We start from the raw sequence: 17,534 nt of genomic DNA, 5'->3' as shown, positions 1-17,534 counted from the left end.
GCTGGGGCTACCGCCGCATCCACGGGGAGCTGGTCGTGCTCGGGGCCAAGGTCGCTCCCTCCACCGTCCGGGAAATCCTCAATGCCGAAGGCCTTCAGCTCGCCCATCCTGTGGCCCCTGTGGCCACCAGGTCGTGAGTCCGCCACTCACGACCTTCCGCCATCGCGATCATCCCGACTCCACGCGCTCGGTCGCCGGCTCGGGAGGCGTGGCGACAAGGATGTCGGCAGCCTGGGTGACGTTGTCGGCGTCGACCGCACGGGCCATCGCCACGCGGGCCGCATCGGCTGTCGTGTCTGGCGGGACCACGAGCAGAACGAAGTGATCGTTGTCGCCACGGGTGATGAGGACGGTGTCGTCGCCGACAGGGAAGGTGTCGAAGTGCACGACCCGGTCGTCGACGACCAATCGGGTCGGGACTTCCTCCCAGGCTGCGGTGTCCAGGCCGACCCGTGTGATGGGTCCGAGGTGCGTGGTGAGTGCCTGGATCAGGGCGGGCAGCTCTGCCGTGACATCACGGGAACGGGGCCACCAGGCGCCGTCGAGGACGCCTTCGCGGGAGTGAGTCGTCTGCAGCCGGAGCAGTGCCGTGCCGGGTTTCACCGCCCGATGGATCTCGTCCGGAAGGAGCTTCCGGGAGGTGGGGGTGTCAGATTCAGCCATGGTGATCCGCCTGCCTGTGCGGGGCCGCCGACACCTCATGGCCGACGAGATACCGCCGTGATCTCACGGTACGCCGCGTGCCGGCGATCCTGCCCGCGAGCACCAGCCGGGCGATGTCCCCGGTGGGAAATCACCTGGTCAGAACGGCTCGTCGGACCGCGGCGCGGAGTACGCTGAAAGTACCGGGAGTAACCCGAACACCCGCTCCCACGCGGACGTCGTTTCCGGCGATCAAGACACTGGGCCGCCCTGCAGGGCGGCCCGGAGACGGGTCCGCATCATGACCACGATCGTCGAACGCGGAGTGGCACGGGCGCTTGTTCCCCCGCACCCGACACGCTTCTCCCTGACGCCGAAGACCACCCTCGCCGGCCAGTTGGACGGTGCCTGGTGGCCCTACTCGCGCGACCTGCCCACCGAACTTCCGCCCCTGCTCGAAGCGCTGGAAGGGCGTTTGGGGCGCATTACGCGTGCCATGGTGAACCCCACCCGCTGGCGCGTCGTCCCGCACAAGGTTCCCGTCACCGGGCACACGGTGCACGTGGGTTGGTTCACCGAACTGGATCCCGACAAGATGATCCTTCTCTCCTACACCGTCGGCCGCTTCGACCTGCTGGTGATCCCGCCCGGGACCGAACCCGCCGCAGCCGCCAGGCTCCTGACCGCCGCGGCCGTCCCCGGCAGTGTCCGCACTGCCGGAGTGCTCATGTCCGACGAAGCCGCGACCGGCCGCCGTATGAGGGACGCCCGAAGCAGCGAGGACACCTGGGAGAATGACGGCGGGTCCCCCCTGCCACCCCTCCGGCACCCTGTCGTGGGCGCGCGGATGATCCCCCTGCCGGGGGACACACGGAGATGACGACATGGAGACCCTGGTCGCGCGCTCGCGGCAGGCGCCTTCCTGGTCGCGCTGGGCCTGAGCCTGATCCACCGACTCAACGCCCAGCACGACGCACGCATCGCGGCCCACCACTTCAGCGACCCCTTCCCGGCCATCAGCCGGCCACCCGGCCGCAGCCACCACAGGTCGACAGGGCAGGTCTCCAGCCGCAGGCTCACGGGCACTTGGCCCTGACCTCAGCACATTCCTCCGACCGAAGGCCGTGGGGTGGGGCACCAGACACCCTGGACAACCCACCCCCGCCCGGCCCCGCGCTCGCTCCTGAAGGGAGCAGGTACCTTGTATCCCACCGACACCGCGACCCTGCCCTCGGCCGGACACGCCGAGATCCGCATCGTTGCCGCCACCCCCGAAGCCGCCCGTACGGTCGCCGAATTGCTCCGCCATGCCTTCGCCGGTACAGAACAGCGCAGCTACCCCGTTCCGGAGGGCGGTACCCGGCTCCACCTCACCGTCGACACCGAAGCCGCCGCAGCGCCGGCCCTCGCCTGGCTCACCACCAGCAGGCCGTCCACGCGCACCGGCGCCTACGGCGACGAAGTCTGAGAAGCATCGGACCTCCACCTGAACGAAAGGACTCGGTCATGGCGACCCTCCGCGAGCGGCAGGTCTACCGCGATCGGGTCCTGACCGCCCTCTACGAAGCCACCGAAGGCAACCGTCTCCTCGGAGTCCCGGGGCGGACGCTGCGGAACGACCTGCGCATCCCGGAGGAAGACCTGGCCGCCGCCTGCACCTACCTGGCCGGCGAGGACCTGATCACCGTCGACTGGGAACCGGGCAACACACCCGCGATGGTCTCCCTCACCCACCAGGGCATCCGCCGCATGGAGGCCGAAGAAGAACGTGGCTGAGCCGGACTGTCCGAGGGCCGACCCGTCCACCGCTCAGCCCGGCACTTACGGCCTGCACGGCCCCGCTTGCACTCAAGAACGAGGGGGGCGAGGCCGGCCCGCTCGCCGCTCCCCGTCTATCCGGCCCGCAGTCGTACAATTGAAAGTGGATCGAGCACTCTCACGTGCGACGATCCGGAAGGGCGGCCCTGGCGGAGTGAATGCGCCGGGGCCGTTGTATGCACAACGCCGGCTACACCGGCTACGAGGGGGAGTTTCGCAAGCACGTCGCCCGAGCCGAACTGCAGCGCCAGTTCACCTCGGACGCTACGAACAAAGCTCCAGTGAACTCACCGCCGGCATCAACCAGCACTGGCGCAGCGTCGCGCTGTCTCACCTGGGCGAAGATGCCGTCACCGTCCTGGTCCAGCTCCGGCGGGTCCGGGTCGCGCAGCCGGCGCAGACCGCCGCCGAACCGGGTCGAGGCGGTGAAGGTGTAGCGGCCGAGCACGTTGAGGTTCGCGTGCTTGAGCGGGGAGATGCGGGTGACGTCCTCGTTCAGGACGTCGCGCTCGCGCTCCTCGGCCGGCAGCGCCCGCAACTCCTCGACGGCGGCGTCCAGGTCAGGGGTCGTCCACAGCACGGCGGCATTCGGTACGAGCCCGAGCGCGCCGAGCTGGTCCTCCTGCCCCGTCCAGCCGGCCGCGGTGGGCCCAAAGCCGCCTACCCCCTGCTCGCGGCGCCCCAGGCCGAGGTCACATCCCCCTGCGCGCCTACCGTTCGGACATACAAACCGTGCCCCGGGGTGTTCCTTGTCGTTGTCGATGTTCGACGACCGTTCACCATTGAAGGCAGGGAGTTTCCTCGTGACCACTATCGACTGGGACCACCCGACCGACCCCAAACCGGGCACCTGGCAGCTGGACCACGTCAAGCAGTACGTGGCCAACGGGGCCGAGGGCCAGCACTGGAACGGCACTCAGACCTTGCTGCTGACCACCATCGGTCGCAAGTCGGGCGATCCGGTGCGTACGCCGCTCATCTACGGTGAGGCGGACGGCGCTTACCTGATCGTCGCGTCCAAGGGCGGTGACCCCGCGCACCCGCTCTGGTACCGCAATCTCCAGGAGCACCCCGAGGTGCGGATCCAGGTCGGGTCCACCATCCTGCAGGGCAGGGCCCGTACCGCGACCGCCGAGGAGCGGGCCGCTTACTGGCCGCTGATGGTCAAGCACTGGCCCGCGTACGACGAGTACCAGACGAAGACGGACCGCGAGATCCCGATCGTCGTCATCGAACCGACCGCCGCCCCCGAGGACTGAGCTCGGACGCCCGCTTCGGGCCCGCTGTTCGTCTTGCAGCCGCGACGACTGTTCTGGCGAGTCGGCGGTCGCCCGCATTGTGATCGCGGATGGCCGCCGAGCCCATGTCGGGGTTCCAGCCGAAGTGAGTCTCGGGTCGGCGCGTCAGCGGCCCCGTGGGTATCGCCACGGGGCCGCTCGGGGTGGGGCGTTCAGGATGCCTCGGGCCGCTTCTGGGGGGATTCCGCGGATGCCTTCGGCGACTTGCCGGTGCGCCGTAGATGTGCCGAGTAGTGGGCGATCGCCGGGTCGGTGACGTGCTGCGGTTCCAGACCGGTGGCTTCGCCGATCTCCGTTACGAGTGCCTCGGTCTCCAGCTGGACGCGCACGTTCATCATGACGCGGGTCGGCCCGGCGGGGCGGCCGCGTGTGCGGGTCGGGAGGCCCGGCTGTTTGCGGCTGGTCGCGGTTGCGGCACCGCCCGAGCCGCTCCCGGCCTGACCTCGTAGCCGACTTTGATGTCCTCTTCGTCGTCGGGCAGCACGGGATTCTTGTCGCCGGCAGTGCGGGTGCGGGGTGGCGCCACGGGAGCGGAATCTAGCTTCAGGAAGGTGGCGGGGACACTGGGCCGTGCCGTGCCGCCGGCTCTGGGGCGGGGGCAACATGTCGGTGAACCGGCCACCGCCGACGGCACGGACGGAACGGAACTCTCGCTACTGGTCGTTTGTGAGATCCCGGGGCGGACACTGCTGCCGCCGGTGAGCGTGGTGCGGCGAGCCGCCGTATCCGTACCCGTTACACGGCGCCGTGGGCCAGCAGGCTGCGGCCGCAGTCGATGACGGTCTCGCGGGCCGGGCGCGGCTGCCATTCCAGGAGGCGGTGCGCCTTGGCGGTGCTGTGGCGGTTGCGGCGTCCCAGGGCCGGGGTGATGTCACGCAGTGACGGGTCGCGGAAACGGGCCGCGAGGCGGACGACGAGGTCGGGGATCCGGCGGGTGGAGACCCGGTGGCCGTCCTCGCCCAGTTCCTCCCGCAGGGCGTGGGCCATGTCCAGCATCCAGGTGAACTCGCCGGTGGCGAGGAAGCGTTCGCCCGCGGCCTGAGGCGAGGTCATGGCGCGGATGTGGATGTCGGCGAGGTCGCGGACGTCAACGATCTCCAGGCCGATGCGCGGCACACCACGCATGGCGCCGGAGAGCATGCGCTGGACGATACCGACCGAGCCGATGGTGCTGGTGGCCAGGATCGGCCCGAAGACGGCACCGGGCAGGATCGTGGTGAGTTCGGTGGGGCCGTCGTAGGTGGCCATGAAGTCCCAGGCGGCGCGTTCGGCGAGCGTCTTGGAGCGGCGATAGGGGATCAGTGTCGGGTCGTCGGGGTCGGTCCACAGGGTCTCGTCGGTGACGCCCTCTTCGCTGTAGGAGGAGGGGCTGGCGGTGTTCGCCGCGGACGTCATCACCACGCGCCGCACCCCGGCGTCGGTGGCGGCGCGCAGTACGCGCAGGGCCCCGTCGCGTGCGGGGGCGATCATGGCGTCCGAGTTGTCGGTGACGGCGCCGCCCAGGGGGGAAGCGACGTGCAGGACGTGGTCGACGCCCTTGACCGCGGCGTCCCAGCCCTCGTCCTCGGTGAGGTCGGCGATCGCGAACTCCAGCCGGCCGTCCGTGTCCGCCTGGGTGGCGACAGCTTCGCTCACCGCCTGCTCCTTGCCATGGCTGCGCACGGTGGTGCGCACGCGGTAGCCGCGTCGCAGCAGCTCGACGATGCACCAGCCGGCGACGTAGCCGCTGCCTCCGGTGACCAGAACCGTTTCCGGCACGGCTGTCCTCCATGGAGTGTGACAGGATTAAACGGAAGCCCTTCCGTATTGCTTTCCGAACGTAACGGAAGCCCTTCCGCTTTGCAACCGGACCGATCGGACCAGCCATGACCCCACCTTCTGCCCGCGCCCCCCGCACCGACGCGCTGACCAACCGGGCCCGCATCCTCGAGGTCGCCGGTGAAGCCTTCGCCGCGTCCTCGGGGGCCTCCATGACCGGCATCGCCAAGCGGGCCGGGGTCGGGGTGGGGACGTTGTACCGGCACTTCCCCACCCGCGAGGCGTTGATCGTGGAGCTCTACCACCACGAGATCCAGAAGGTCATCGACCTCGCCCACACCCTCGCGGCCGGCCTGCCCCCTCTAGATGCCCTGCGCCGCTGGTTCGAGGAGGTCTCCCGCTACGGGAGACTCAAGTACGGCGTCTCCGAGGTCATCCACGCGGCGACCAACGGGGGCCTCGACGACAAGAACTATGAACCTTTCCTCGGAGCCATCGCCGTCCTGCTCGACGCCGGCAGCGCCTCCGGCGACCTCAAACCCGGCACCGACCCGCAGGACGTACTCCTCCAGCTCAGCGTCCTGTGGCGGATCCCGCCCGGCGAGGACTGGGAGGCCCGCGCCGCCCGCATCCTGGACCTCATCCTCGACGGACTGAGAACCCGGCCCGCCGAATCCTGACCCGGCCGGTCGCAAGGCCGCACGTGCAAGGGGCCATGATCGGCCGCATCACGGGCGCCCTGCCGGCTTGTCCCGTGGATCTGAACTCCACGATTGCGCCCGGGCGTTGGGGCGAGAGGGCACGTCATGGGTGGGTTGCGCGGCTGGGGCGCGGACCGCTGCGGCCCGGCTGTCCACGGTGAGTACTCACCTGGGCCTTACGAGGCTGCTGGCCGCGCCGGAAGGCTGGTGCTGCCGCAGGCCGTCCCGGTCCTGGGCGCGGAACTGGCACGTGCGGATCTCCGTGACCGGGCACAGCAGTGCGTTCATGAGCCGGCGCAGCAGAGGGAGACGCCCAAGGGCGTGGAACGCTACCTGGCGCAGTTCTGGCCGGTGTGAGCGCGGCTGGGCTCTTCGGCCTGCCCGCCAGCAGGTCTTACGTGGTCATGCGCCGCTAGGGCGTGTTGTGAAAGTGCTGGTCACAGCGTCTCGTTGAGGACTGTGACCAGCACGGGGACGGGACGCCCCTCGTCGTTCGAGAGGATCTCGTCGAGGGCCTCGGGGTTCCAGCTCACGGTGCCGGCGACGCTCATTGCATGCTCCTCAGTGGGGCCGCCTCATCGGTGTCCCCGCTGCGCGAAATGAGCGCCGGTGCGGCACGGAGGCGGATGTTCGGCAGCTACGGCAGCTGCCTGACCACCAGATTCGTCGCGCGGTGACATCGGAACCAGGCCGCGATGTCCCCAGGTGCCGGGCACCCAGGATCCGCCCCCGCCACGTGCGACAGAGGGGACATGGGAGCCGGCCTCGACGGTGCCCGCGACAGCAGATCAGTTCGGAGGGACGAGGAACCCCTCGGTCACGAGCCGCACCTTGTCCACGACCTCTTCGTCGCCGAGCCGCAACGCGGTGTTGGCGGCGACGAGTACCGCATCGAGCTGGAAGGCGGCGAGGTCGGCGTCGAGCTGAGCGATCTCTCCGGTGCCGACGGCATGGCGCAGCTCGACGGCGATGAGATCACGCCAGCCGCGTTGGCAGCGGAACAGCACGTCACGTACGGGCCCGGGGCGGCTGTCGAAGCCAGCCAGGTTCGCCGCCCAGAAGCAACCGCCGGGGAACAGTGGCACCGACGCGTACTCGATCCACCGTTCGATCAGCGCGTGTACCCGCGCCGCGCCACAAGGCGCGGTCTGTGCGGGGCGGACGACCGCGTCCTCGAACACGTCACGTGCGCACTTGACCGCCGCTACCTGCAGGTTCTCCTTCGTCCCGAAGAGAGTCTGCACGCCGCTCTTGCTGATCCCGAGGTCGGTGGCCAGCCGGCCGATGCTGAGCCCGTCCAATCCTTCCAGCGATGCCACGTCCACGGCATGGCGGACGATCGTCCGCCTGGACCGCGCACCACGCAGCACGCGCTGATCCGACGTCACCACGTCAGCGCCGTCGGCGGAACGGACAACGTCCCGCTGCTCCACTTCGCTCATCGCCCCATCCTGCCGGATTCCTCTTGCTATTAACGTACGACCGATCGTACGTTTACTTCTTGGGACGGGCAATCGGGAGGTGTGTGCGACTTGGACAGCCGTCGAATGTTTGAGCTGGTGCAGGCGTTGGCCACCGCAAAGAGCCGGCAGGACGTGCCCGCAGCCATGGAGCTCTTCCACCGGGACATGGTCCTGGACGCTCCGGCTTTCGGGACGAGGGCCCAAGGCCGGGCCGCGAACGAAAGGGCGCTGACCGGGTTCTTCGCCTCCTTCCCTGACTACCAGGTCGCTCTCGAAGGCCACGCTGCCGACGGCGACGCACTGGTCTGCTGGGGGACGGTGAAGATGACGATGACGGGTGACCGGTTCGGCGTGCAGCCCAACGACAGGCGAGCCGAGTTGCCGGTGTTCATTCAGTTCGCCTTCAAGGACGGCCTGATCGCAGGCGAGCGATTCTTCTTCGATCTGTCGGAGCTCTGTGCACAGTCGGGCGTCTCGACGGACGCGGTCAGGCGAAAGCTGTTCGGGGCAGCTGCGTTCGCGCCCTCCACTCCTGTGATCGAACCAATTCAAAGGTGAGGGGACATGGCGGCAGACGCTCGGCTGAAAGAAATCGACGAGATCAAGACGACGCATCTCTTCGACATGGCCGTGGACTTGAACCCGCGGCTGGACATCGGTCTCGGCCCGTTGGGTCGACGGGTCCTCTTCGGCTCCGCCGGAGGGACGTTCGAGGGACCGCGGCTGCGCGGAGAGGTACTCCCCGGGGGTGGGGACTGGACGTTGTTCCGCCCCGACGGTGTGATGGCGCTTGACGTCCGGCTGACATTGCGGACGTACGACGGCGACCTGCTGTACATGACCTACGGCGGCCGCTGGGTCACCCCGCCCGAACTGCGGGCCGACATGGCCGATCCCGCCACGAGGCACCGAGTCGACCCCGCCCGCTATTACTTCCGGACAAACCCCCTCTTCGAAACGGGGGCGAAGCGATACGCATGGCTGAACGACGTCGTCTGCGTGGGCTCGGGATATCTGATCGAAGGTGGAATCGCGTACAAGGTCTCACAAGTTGTGTGAACGACCTCTGTGACAGCAGAAGAAGCGACAACTGAATCACCGACCCACGCCAGGACGGGCTCTTCCGGTAGACGGGACGGGAGTTGGGCGGTCGGTGCGGGGGTCGGACGAGCCGACGGCCTTTGGGAGGCTGGTCGGCGCCTTTCCCCAAAGAAGGGCCGTTCCGTGCGCGCGGGGCCACAGCCGGTTCGGAGCCTCGCTATTTGTCTCGGCGTGTCCCTCGCCGAGGCAGTCACCTGCGCTGTTTGAATCGTCATATGACTAAGGGTGACGACAATGGGGTCCTGTTCGGCAACCGATTCCTGACCGTGCCCGCTCCCTCGGAGACCTTCCCCGAGGAAGGCATGGCCGCGACGGACGCCATGAGGTTGCTGGATGTGGACCTCGCCATGGAGGGTGACCCGCAGCGTAATCTCGCCACGTTTGTCACCACGTGGATGGAGCCGGAGGCGCAGCGGATCATCGCCGAGAATCTCCACCGCAATTTCATCGACCATGCGGAGTACCCGATTTCCGCCGAGATCGAGCAGCGTTGCGTGCGCATGCTCGCCGACCTCTTCAACGCGCCGGGCAGGACAACCGGTTGTCGGACCCAGGGCTCGTCCGAGGCGATCATGCTCGGGGCGCTGTCGCTGAAGTGGAAGTGGCGGAAGCGCCGCCAGGCGGCCAATCTGTCGGCCGACCGACCCAACTTGATCTTCGGCGGGGACGTCCACGTCGTGTGGGAGAAGTTCTGCCGCTACTTCGACGTCGAGCCGCGGATCGTGCCGCTTGCCGAGGGCAAGTACACGATCGGCCCGGAGGACGTGGAGCCTCTCCTCGACGAGAACACGATCGGCGTCGTGGCCGTCCTCGGCACCACGTTCACCGGCCACAAGGACGACGTCGTCGGGATCGACAAGCTCCTGCGGGACGTCCGCAAGGAGCGGGACCTCGACATCCCGATCCACGTCGACGGAGCCAGTGGCGCATTCGTGTGGCCCTTCCTCTACCCGGACTCGAAGTGGGACTTCCGGCTCGAGCAGGTCCGTTCGATCAACGTCTCGGGACACAAGTACGGCCTGGTCTACCCCGGCATCGGCTGGCTGATCTTCCGCGAGGAGTCCGACCTGCCCGAGGATCTCGTGTTCCACGAGAACTACTTGGGCAAGACCGACGCGACGTTCACCCTGAACTTCTCCACCGGCGCGTCGATGGTGCTCGCGCAGTACTACAACTTCGTCCGGCTCGGTCGCCAGGGCTACACCTACGTCATGAAGATGTTGCAGGAGAACGCCCACGCGCTGGCGGACAACCTGCGGAGCAGCGGCCGCTTCGAAGTGATCGGGAGCGACCTCGAGCAGCTGCCGCTGGTGGCCTTCCGTCTCGCCGGCAAGCACGCCTACGACGAGTCCGACGTCGCCTGGCAACTCTCGGCCGAGCGCGGCTGGATGGTGCCGGCGTACACGCTCCCGCCCAACGCGGAGCGGGTGAAGATCATGCGTGCCCTGGTCAAGGAGACCCTGAGCCGCGAGCAGATCGATCGCCTGAGCCAGGACATCGACGACGCGTGTCGCACGTTGGACGACAAGGGTGCGACCCATGAGTTCGAGCGGGCCCAGGTCAAGCGCGGCACCGGCTACTGAGGCGCCTCTGAGGGCGTCTCCACCGCGAACCCTGCCTCGGGTAGATCTGCCGCGCGCGCCGGATACGTGCCAGATCGAACGGTCAGCCACGGTCAGTTGAGGAGCACGGCGGCGTCCACGCGTTCGTGACCACCGTCGCAGCGCACAACGCGTGGGTGAACCCGTCAGCGGGTGAGGATGCCGATGCCGTCACCGAGCAGTTTCAGCCCGAGGACGAGGAACAGGACCGCCATCACGGCGACGTTGTGCTGAGCTGCCCAGTCTTTCCAGTTGCCGAGGGTGGTCTTCGCTCGCTCGCCCCCGAGCAGGAAGACTCCCAGTGGGGCCAGCAGGCCGAGGGTGGCGATCAGGACGAAGATTGCCAGCGATGCGATCTGCTCCCCGACCGCCAGTCCGGCTGAGCCGATGGAGGCGGCCGCGGCGATGGTCAGTGGGGCGTTCTTGGCGTTGAGCGCGGCCAGGGCCAGTCCGAGTCCGAAGACCTTGACCGGCGTGAGGCGGTCGATCGCACCCATCCACTTCGGCAGCTGGGCTTGTGAGGGATCCCTTGGGCGCCGGTGCCATTGCCGGGCGCCGAAGACGACGAGGAGTACGCCCAGAGCGAGCTTGAGGGCTCCCACCCAGGTGGCCGGGTGATTGTGGGCGGAGGCACCTGCGGGGGAAGCGATTGCCAGCATCACCGCGCCCAGTGCCGAGAGTCCCAGGATCCAGCCGACGGTGAAGAGGGGTCCGTTGAGACGTCCCCGAGGTGTGGCGAGTATGAGGATGATGGCGATGATCGGGAGCGGGCTGATCGCGACGGCGGCCGCAAAACCCAGCACGTCACCGAGAACTGCGCCCATGGTTGCCTCCAGAAGGGGATCGGAACGGCGATCCGGTTGAGCAACGCTTGGTGGGTGCCCCGATGGCCTGCGCGGGCAGCCGTGGGACTGTCGTGGACGTGCCCAGGTTTTGCAGACGGGCCCTGGGCCGTGGGACGCGGCCTCTCCTCGAGCGGCCGTTCTGAACGACGAACTCCTCGGCGGTCAGCACCTGTCCGGTACCTTTCCCAGACGTTTCAGATGCTGAGCGCCTCGTCGCTCAAACCCGCTCACGGTGCAGCGGGGGACGGCGCCTGGGCGCAGCGGCGTCTTGTTGCGCGGTCGCCTGCGCCGCTGTCTTTCACGGCCACGCGGGAGCGCTGCCCGAGAACGTGACGACGGCGTACTCGGCACGTCCCAGTTCCATCTTCCTGCGCCTTTCCGAATCTGTCCTCGGGAGCCCGCAGAGCGCGGGGACCCTGTCCTTGGCCTGCTGGCCACCCGTATTTCTGCCTTCCCGGAACTGGACGGCGAGTCGTCACCCGAGGCGGCTTTCTTTCTCGGCACCCTGACCGGCGAGGCACCTCCCTACGGTCCATCGGGCACGGACCGTAGCCGGCCATTGCGGGGAGGAATCGTGAAGTGATCAAGCTGGACTTCGCAGCGCAGGGATCTCTCGAGAATCCGCCCCCAGGTGACACGTCACCCCGGGCCGGAGATGCACGGCTGCGCAGGTTCAGTCACGCTTGAGAGGTGGGGGCGATGGCGTCTCATGTTCGGACGCTTGGCGACCCTCGTACCGATCCGTGGCAGGAGAATCTCACGATGACTGCGACGACAGGTGCAGCCCAATCGGCTCAGCCCGAGCGCCCGGGCAGGTCGGATGGGGTCTGTAGCGAGTTCACCGTCTTCACCAAGATCAAGCCGGGCCATGCTGATGCGTTGCGTGAGGATCTCGCCGCGATGGCCGACGCGGCGGCTGACGAGAACGTCCATGCGGCGGTACGCCAGATCGGCACCTTGCATGACGCACGGCACGTGATCTTCGACAACGACACCCGGTTCATGTTCGCCAGTGTCTTCGACGGCTCCTGGGACACGTACATCGACGACTTCGCCCAGACGGTGGTCGGGGCCCGCTTCGACAAGGTCTTCTCGCACTGCGAAGGGTTCCCCGGCGTCACTGACCCAGGGGCTAAGGACTGGTTCGTCTCCCAGCAGGAACCCGCGGGGGTCTTCGTCAGCGCCTATCCCGATCTGACCGTTCAGCAGATCTACAAGGACCAGCGCGTGGACGACGCGTTCCAGGCGGTGCTGGACACCGCCGAATTCCGGGCGATGCTGGACAACCCGGCCAACGCGGAGCTGGTGGGCACGCCGGCCTTCCAGAAGCTGCTGGAGGAAGCCTCGGCCTAGAACCCGAACACAACCAACCCTCGGAGCCGACCCCACATCTGTGGACCGCGTCAGCGGGTGCGGGTCGGCTGCTGCGGGGCTGCCCAGGCAGAGGCCGATATGGAGGCACGAGCGAGCATGAACACGGCGGCAAGTAGCAGCGTAGCCAGCGTGCGCGTCGAGATCGACGACGTCCAGAGCGGGGCACTGCGTCCACGGCCGGTGCCGTACGAGGGGAAGTTCGTCTTCCTGCGCGTCGATGACCGCCACGCCGGGCGTGCCCTGCTGCAGCGGCTGCTCCCGGTGACCGCGGGTGGCCTGCCCAGCGCGGACCGGAGCCAGGATGCCTGGGTGGCTGTGGCGTTCACCTACCAGGGCCTGAGGGCCCTGGGGGTGCCTCAGGAGTCGCTGGACAGCTTTCCGCGGGCGTTTCGTGAGGGGATGGCCGCTCGGGCGGAGCTGATCGGTGACGTGGGCGAGAGCGCCCCGGCCCACTGGGAGGTGCCGTTCGGAACGGGCGACATCCACATCGCGTTGAGCGCCCTCTCCTCCGATGCGGCGCAGCTGGACAAGGAACTGGAGCGGGCCCGTGTCGCCTACGAGGACACGCCCGGTGTCCAGGTGATCTGGCAGCAGGAGGTCCACCAGCTCCCGACCGGGCGCACCACCTTCGGATTCCGCGACGGCATCAGCCATCCGAACATCGAGGGCGTCGGACTGCCCGGCTCCAACCCGCAGGAAGTCCCCATCAAGGCAGGCGAGTTCATCCTCGGTTACCCCGACGAAACGGGCAATCTGCCGCCCATGCCGAGCCCCGATGTGCTGGGGCGCAACGGAACCTATGCGGCCGTGCGCAAGGTCCACACCAACGTGGCGGCCTGGCGGCAGTACCTGCGCGCGAACACCTCCAGCGCCGAGGAGGAAGCGCTCCTGGCGGCGAAGATGGTCGGGCGCTGGCCCAGCGGGGCGCCGCTGACGCTGACGCCGGAGCACGATGACCCGGAGCTGGCGGCCGATCCGCATCGCGTCAACAACTTCCTGTACCGGGAGAACGACGATCGCGGCCTCCGGTGCCCCGCGGGTGCGCACATCCGGCGTACCAACCCTCGCGATTCCAGCATCATCGGCGACGCACGGATGCACCGCCTCATCCGCCGCGGCACCACCTACGGCCCGCCGCTTCCCGAGGGCGTGCTGGAGGACGACGGCGCCGACCGGGGCCTGGTCGGGGTCTTTCTAGGAGCCCATCTAGAGCGGCAGTTCGAGTTCATCAAGGCCGAGTGGGTCAACGACGGCAACTTCATCGGCTATCCCGGCGAGAAGGACCCGGTAGCTGGACATCACGGCGGAACCGGCAGCGTCACCATCCCGGAGAAGCCGGTCCGGCGCCGCCTGAAGAACCTGCCCAGCTTCGTGGTCACCCGGGGCGGTGAGTACTGCTTCGTGCCGGGTCTGCGCGCCTTGCGCTGGCTTGCCGAACTGGAGGACTGAGGGCAATTCCAGCCCTCTGAGGTCCCACCACGGTCTCCGAGGAGAGGTCGACGTCATGGCACCACAGTTCGTCCCCTACACGCCGGACGTCGAAGACGACGACCCGCACTTCGACCGCAACGTGCAGACGGTGATCGAAAAGACCGAGAGCTACATCGCCGAGTCGGTCACGGCCGGTGGCACCGGCCGGGCCCTCCGCGACGCCCATGCCAAGGGCTACGGGCTGGTCCGCGGGGAAGTGGAGATCCTGGACGGGCTTCCCCCCGAGTACGCCCAAGGCATCTACGCGACTCCGGGAACCCACGATGCGCTCATCCGCTTCTCCAACGGCTCGCCTCACGCCGGAGCCGACGCGCGGCTGGGCGCCGCCACGGGCCTGGCACTGAAGATCTTCGGCATCCCCGGCCCGACCCTGCTGGAAGACGAACCGGACACGGGTACCTTCGACTACGCCAACATCAACGGACCGATCTTCTTCTGCAACACAGTCGAGCACTACCTGTTCATCCAGGAATTGTTCCTGAACGCGCCGGCCTACTTCTCCCAGGGCCCACCCGGCGCACATCGTTTTTTCACCGATTTCGTGACCGGAAAGGGCACGCTGGACAAGGACAACTGGGCGTGGGACGAGTTCCTGGCCTTCCTGCGCCTGTCGAAGACCCCTCCGGCAAACCTGCTGCTGTCGAGCTACTGGACGATGGGCGCGGTACGGCACGGGGACTACATCGCCAAGGTGCGCATCACCCCCGATCCGTCCTTCGCCGCCGCGGTGGTCCGGCGCGACATCGACCCGACCTCCGCGGGGGAGGTCTTCCGACCGGCCCTGGTGGCCGAGCTGCAGGAGCGGCCCTACGCCTTCGACATCCAGGTTCAGCTCTGCACCGACCTGGAGCGCATGCCGGTGGAGGACACCACCGTGGAGTGGCCCGAGCAGCTCTCTCCGCCGGTCACCGTGGCCAAGCTGCGACTGCCGCAGCAGGACATCTCCGACCCGGAAAACCTGGAGAAGATGGACGCGCTGTCCTTCACGCCCTGGCGGGTCACCGCCGAGCACGCGCCTCTGGGCAACATCATGCGGGCCCGCAAGGAGGTCTACCGGCAATCCTCCATCGCGCGCCACAAGCTCAACAAGCAGCCGCGCACGGAGCCCCGCAGCGCCGATGAGGTACTCGGCCCGGCCTGATCAAGCCGACCGACGGGACGGCAAGCGTTCAGTGCGGGGAGTCACGGGGAACACCCGGGACCGGGTTGGCGCCTCGGCGGGCAACTGCGTGCTTGCTTCGTTCCGTCACGGGTCAACCGGGCAACCCGTCCGAGAACACCTGAGCTTCCCAGGCCGACATCAACGGCTGACATCAACGACGGTGGACGCAGGGGACCTTCAGCGGTCGCACACGCCGTACCGGTAGGGGCGAGGGCCGCATGAGAGCAGCTCGATCGAACTGCTGGAGCGGGTGTCGCAGGTTCGAATCCTGCCGGGGGCACAAGCGAAAAGCCCCGGACCGATCATGGTCCGGGGCCTTTGACGGCAGTCGCCTCCCCGGCCTCCGGAAGACGACGCAGGGGCAACCGGTCCGTAGGTCTGATCGCCTCCCGCTGGGTGTTGTGCGCAACGTGCAACGTGCGTGTAGACGTCCACCTTGATGCCGATCTGGGCCGGCTGTGCCCGAGAAACCTTTGGAGCTGCAGGCGCAACGGGCCGTCGACGGCCCGTTCTCCACTGCGGTGACCGGCAGTGATGGCCGAACCCCTGCCCCGACTGCTCGCAGACACCTCACACCGTCTGGCTCCGTCGACCCAGGTAGAGCCGAGGGGGCGCGGTCCATGGTGTGTGGGTCGACGGCACACGGAATGGGAGTTGGGGTGAGTGGTGAGCGGTTTGGGAGTCAGTCTCTGGCGGGCTTCTGCGAGCCGCCGGAAGCGGTTATGGGCAGGTGGCCACTGAGGCCGCGCCCCACGGCCTACCCCACGATGCAGTTCGGGACGGGCGGCGGCTGGTCGGTGGAACGCGCGCGGTATGACGGTGTGTCTGGAGGGCCGCGCTGGGCGGGTGTGGGTTGATCGTCAGGCGGTCCCGGCAGGGGCCCGAGCTCAACCGACGTGCGTGGCACGTGCTGAGTGCCGCGCCCTCAATCGAGGAGTCCCCATCGTGAGACCGACCCTGCAACATGCCATGTTCCATCGACGTGGCACCGGAGCCGCGGGTGAGCGGAGGCGCCCGGCCAGGCGTGCTGCTGTCCTGCTCTCCACGGTGGCGCTGCCGGCGGCCCTGGTGGTGCCCACGGCCACGCCCGCTGCTGCGGCGGTGCCCGTGACCGTCACCTTCAACGCGGGCGCCGACCAGCCCTTCACCGTCCCGGCCGGCGTCACCCAACTGACCGTCACCGCCGCGGGCGCCGCAGGCCAGAACGGTCCCAGTGGCGGCACAGGAGGCGACGGCGCCACCGTCACCGGCACCGTCACGGTGCCGCCGAGCACCACCATCCTCTATGTCAACGTCGGCACGGGCGGGGGCGCCGGCGGCGGACAGACCGGGCTTGTGGGCGGTGCCGGCGGCGGATCCAGCGACGTCCGCACCTGCAACTCAGCCGGCCTCGGCTGCACCCTGACCGGCGTCCCCGGCACCGACCCCCGCCTCATCGTCGCGGGCGGCGGAGGCGGCGGAGGAAGCGGCTACTCCTCCCTCCTCAACCCGGAGGCCACCGGCGGAAACGCCGGAACCACCGGGGGTGCCGGCGGCAGCAGAACGAACAGCGGCCAGGGCGGAGGCGGCGGAACCCAGACCGCCGGCGGCGCAGGCGGAGCCGCATGCCCCTACGCCGGTACATCCGGCACTCCGGGCACGGGCGGTGCGGGCGGCAACGGCGGAGGCGGCTTCGGGGCCGGCGGAGGCGGGGGCGGCTGGTTCGGTGGAGGCGGCGGCGGAGGCTGCAACCGTCTTTCTTTTCCTCCCGCTTACGGTCCCGGTGGCGGCGGTGGTGCGTCGAACCGCGTCCCCACGGGTGGTACCTCCGGACCTGCAGCGGGAGCGGCCCAGGTGACCATCACCTACGAGCCGGTGCCCCCCACCTGCGCGACCGCCACGCCCACCATCACCGGCACCAACGGCAACAACCTCCTGATCGGCACTCCCGGCAATGACGTGATCTTCGCCCTCGCCGGGAACGACGTGGTCGACGGCCGCGGCGGCAACGACATCATCTGCGGCGGAGACGGCAACGACGTACTGTCCGGCGGCGACGGCAACGACCGCATCGAAGGCGGCAACGGTACCGACAACCTGAACGGCAACAACGGCAACGACGCCCTCTTCGGCGGTCCCGGCAACGACGCGCTCTTCGGCGGCCCGGGCACCAACACCAACGACGGCGGCCCCGGCACCAACGCCTGCTTCAGCCCCTCCACCGGACCTGGCTGCTTCTGACCCCGCCCCACACGCCTCCGACCTGATCGACGGACATCAGAAATGGGCCCCGGCACATCC

General features: G+C 68.5%; 17 protein-coding genes and 1 pseudogene. 12 read left to right on the top strand and 6 right to left on the bottom strand.

Annotated features, from left to right (window positions below):
• Positions 1-168: 168 nt before the first annotated feature.
• Positions 169-663: a DUF5994 family protein gene (locus OG698_RS08390; protein ID WP_406102372.1), complete on the bottom strand. Its 495-nt coding sequence runs from the start codon at positions 661-663 to the stop codon at positions 169-171.
• Between the two features lie 280 nt (positions 664-943).
• Between OG698_RS08390 and OG698_RS08385 the strand changes: the two genes are divergently transcribed.
• From OG698_RS08385 to OG698_RS08375, 3 genes are all read left to right on the top strand, one after another.
• Positions 944-1,522: a DUF5994 family protein gene (locus tag OG698_RS08385; RefSeq protein ID WP_406102370.1), complete on the top strand. Its 579-nt coding sequence runs from the start codon at positions 944-946 to the stop codon at positions 1,520-1,522.
• Between the two features lie 321 nt (positions 1,523-1,843).
• A complete protein-coding gene (locus OG698_RS08380) occupies positions 1,844-2,110 on the top strand; it encodes a hypothetical protein (protein ID WP_406102369.1) in 267 nt (88 codons plus the stop codon).
• Between the two features lie 38 nt (positions 2,111-2,148).
• The gene (locus tag OG698_RS08375; RefSeq protein ID WP_399974172.1) at positions 2,149-2,418 is read left to right on the top strand and encodes a hypothetical protein; all 270 of its coding nucleotides are present in this window, start codon (positions 2,149-2,151) and stop codon (positions 2,416-2,418) included.
• Between the two features lie 391 nt (positions 2,419-2,809).
• On the opposite strand, the pseudogene OG698_RS08370 reads toward OG698_RS08375, so the two are convergent.
• A pseudogene (locus tag OG698_RS08370) lies at positions 2,810-3,088 on the bottom strand (Tn3 family transposase); the annotation flags it as partial.
• A 175-nt stretch (positions 3,089-3,263) separates the two neighbouring features.
• On the opposite strand from OG698_RS08370, the gene OG698_RS08365 reads away from it, so the two are divergent.
• Positions 3,264-3,719, top strand: coding sequence for a nitroreductase family deazaflavin-dependent oxidoreductase (locus OG698_RS08365; RefSeq protein WP_406102367.1), 456 nt, complete (start codon positions 3,264-3,266; stop codon positions 3,717-3,719).
• A 191-nt stretch (positions 3,720-3,910) separates the two neighbouring features.
• Here OG698_RS08365 and OG698_RS08360 read toward each other — a convergent pair whose 3' ends face one another.
• Positions 3,911-4,096, bottom strand: a complete 186-nt coding sequence (locus tag OG698_RS08360) for a hypothetical protein (protein ID WP_406102366.1) — start codon at positions 4,094-4,096, stop codon at positions 3,911-3,913.
• Positions 4,097-4,493: 397 nt separating this feature from the next.
• Complete coding sequence (locus OG698_RS08355; protein ID WP_406102365.1) at positions 4,494-5,516, bottom strand: NAD-dependent epimerase/dehydratase family protein; 1,023 nt, start codon at positions 5,514-5,516, stop codon at positions 4,494-4,496.
• Between the two features lie 107 nt (positions 5,517-5,623).
• Here OG698_RS08355 and OG698_RS08350 point away from each other — a divergent pair, with 107 nt between their 5' ends.
• Complete coding sequence (locus tag OG698_RS08350; protein ID WP_406102363.1) at positions 5,624-6,196, top strand: TetR/AcrR family transcriptional regulator; 573 nt, start codon at positions 5,624-5,626, stop codon at positions 6,194-6,196.
• Positions 6,197-7,005: 809 nt separating this feature from the next.
• Here the strand turns inward: OG698_RS08350 and OG698_RS08345 are convergent.
• Complete coding sequence (locus OG698_RS08345) at positions 7,006-7,659, bottom strand: TetR/AcrR family transcriptional regulator (protein WP_406102361.1); 654 nt, start codon at positions 7,657-7,659, stop codon at positions 7,006-7,008.
• 105 nt (positions 7,660-7,764) lie between these two features.
• Between OG698_RS08345 and OG698_RS08340 the strand changes: the two genes are divergently transcribed.
• From OG698_RS08340 to OG698_RS08330, 3 genes are all read left to right on the top strand, one after another.
• The gene (locus tag OG698_RS08340) at positions 7,765-8,238 is read left to right on the top strand and encodes an ester cyclase (protein WP_406102360.1); all 474 of its coding nucleotides are present in this window, start codon (positions 7,765-7,767) and stop codon (positions 8,236-8,238) included.
• A 6-nt stretch (positions 8,239-8,244) separates the two neighbouring features.
• On the top strand, positions 8,245-8,739 hold the full coding sequence (locus tag OG698_RS08335; protein WP_406102359.1) for a DUF3237 domain-containing protein: 495 nt from the start codon (positions 8,245-8,247) through the stop codon (positions 8,737-8,739).
• Between the two features lie 257 nt (positions 8,740-8,996).
• Positions 8,997-10,364 (top strand): glutamate decarboxylase, encoded by a 1,368-nt coding sequence (locus OG698_RS08330; protein WP_406102357.1) that lies wholly within the window; start codon positions 8,997-8,999, stop codon positions 10,362-10,364.
• A 164-nt stretch (positions 10,365-10,528) separates the two neighbouring features.
• Here OG698_RS08330 and OG698_RS08325 read toward each other — a convergent pair whose 3' ends face one another.
• Positions 10,529-11,206, bottom strand: a complete 678-nt coding sequence (locus OG698_RS08325) for a GAP family protein (RefSeq protein ID WP_406102356.1) — start codon at positions 11,204-11,206, stop codon at positions 10,529-10,531.
• 900 nt (positions 11,207-12,106) lie between these two features.
• Between OG698_RS08325 and OG698_RS08320 the strand changes: the two genes are divergently transcribed.
• From OG698_RS08320 to OG698_RS08305, 4 genes are all read left to right on the top strand, one after another.
• Entirely contained in the window at positions 12,107-12,580 is a 474-nt protein-coding gene (locus tag OG698_RS08320) for a hypothetical protein (protein ID WP_406102355.1), read from the top strand.
• A gap of 150 nt (positions 12,581-12,730) precedes the next feature.
• Entirely contained in the window at positions 12,731-14,050 is a 1,320-nt protein-coding gene (locus tag OG698_RS08315) for a Dyp-type peroxidase (protein WP_406102354.1), read from the top strand.
• 55 nt (positions 14,051-14,105) lie between these two features.
• Positions 14,106-15,233 (top strand): catalase family protein, encoded by a 1,128-nt coding sequence (locus tag OG698_RS08310; RefSeq protein ID WP_406102352.1) that lies wholly within the window; start codon positions 14,106-14,108, stop codon positions 15,231-15,233.
• Between the two features lie 990 nt (positions 15,234-16,223).
• On the top strand, positions 16,224-17,474 hold the full coding sequence (locus OG698_RS08305; RefSeq protein WP_406102350.1) for a calcium-binding protein: 1,251 nt from the start codon (positions 16,224-16,226) through the stop codon (positions 17,472-17,474).
• The last annotated feature ends 60 nt before the right edge of the window (positions 17,475-17,534 follow it).

It is taken from the genome of Streptomyces sp. NBC_01003, from assembly GCF_045162695.1.
Lineage (GTDB): Bacteria > Actinomycetota > Actinomycetes > Streptomycetales > Streptomycetaceae > Streptomyces.
This window is presented reverse-complemented; position numbering and strand designations above follow the sequence as displayed.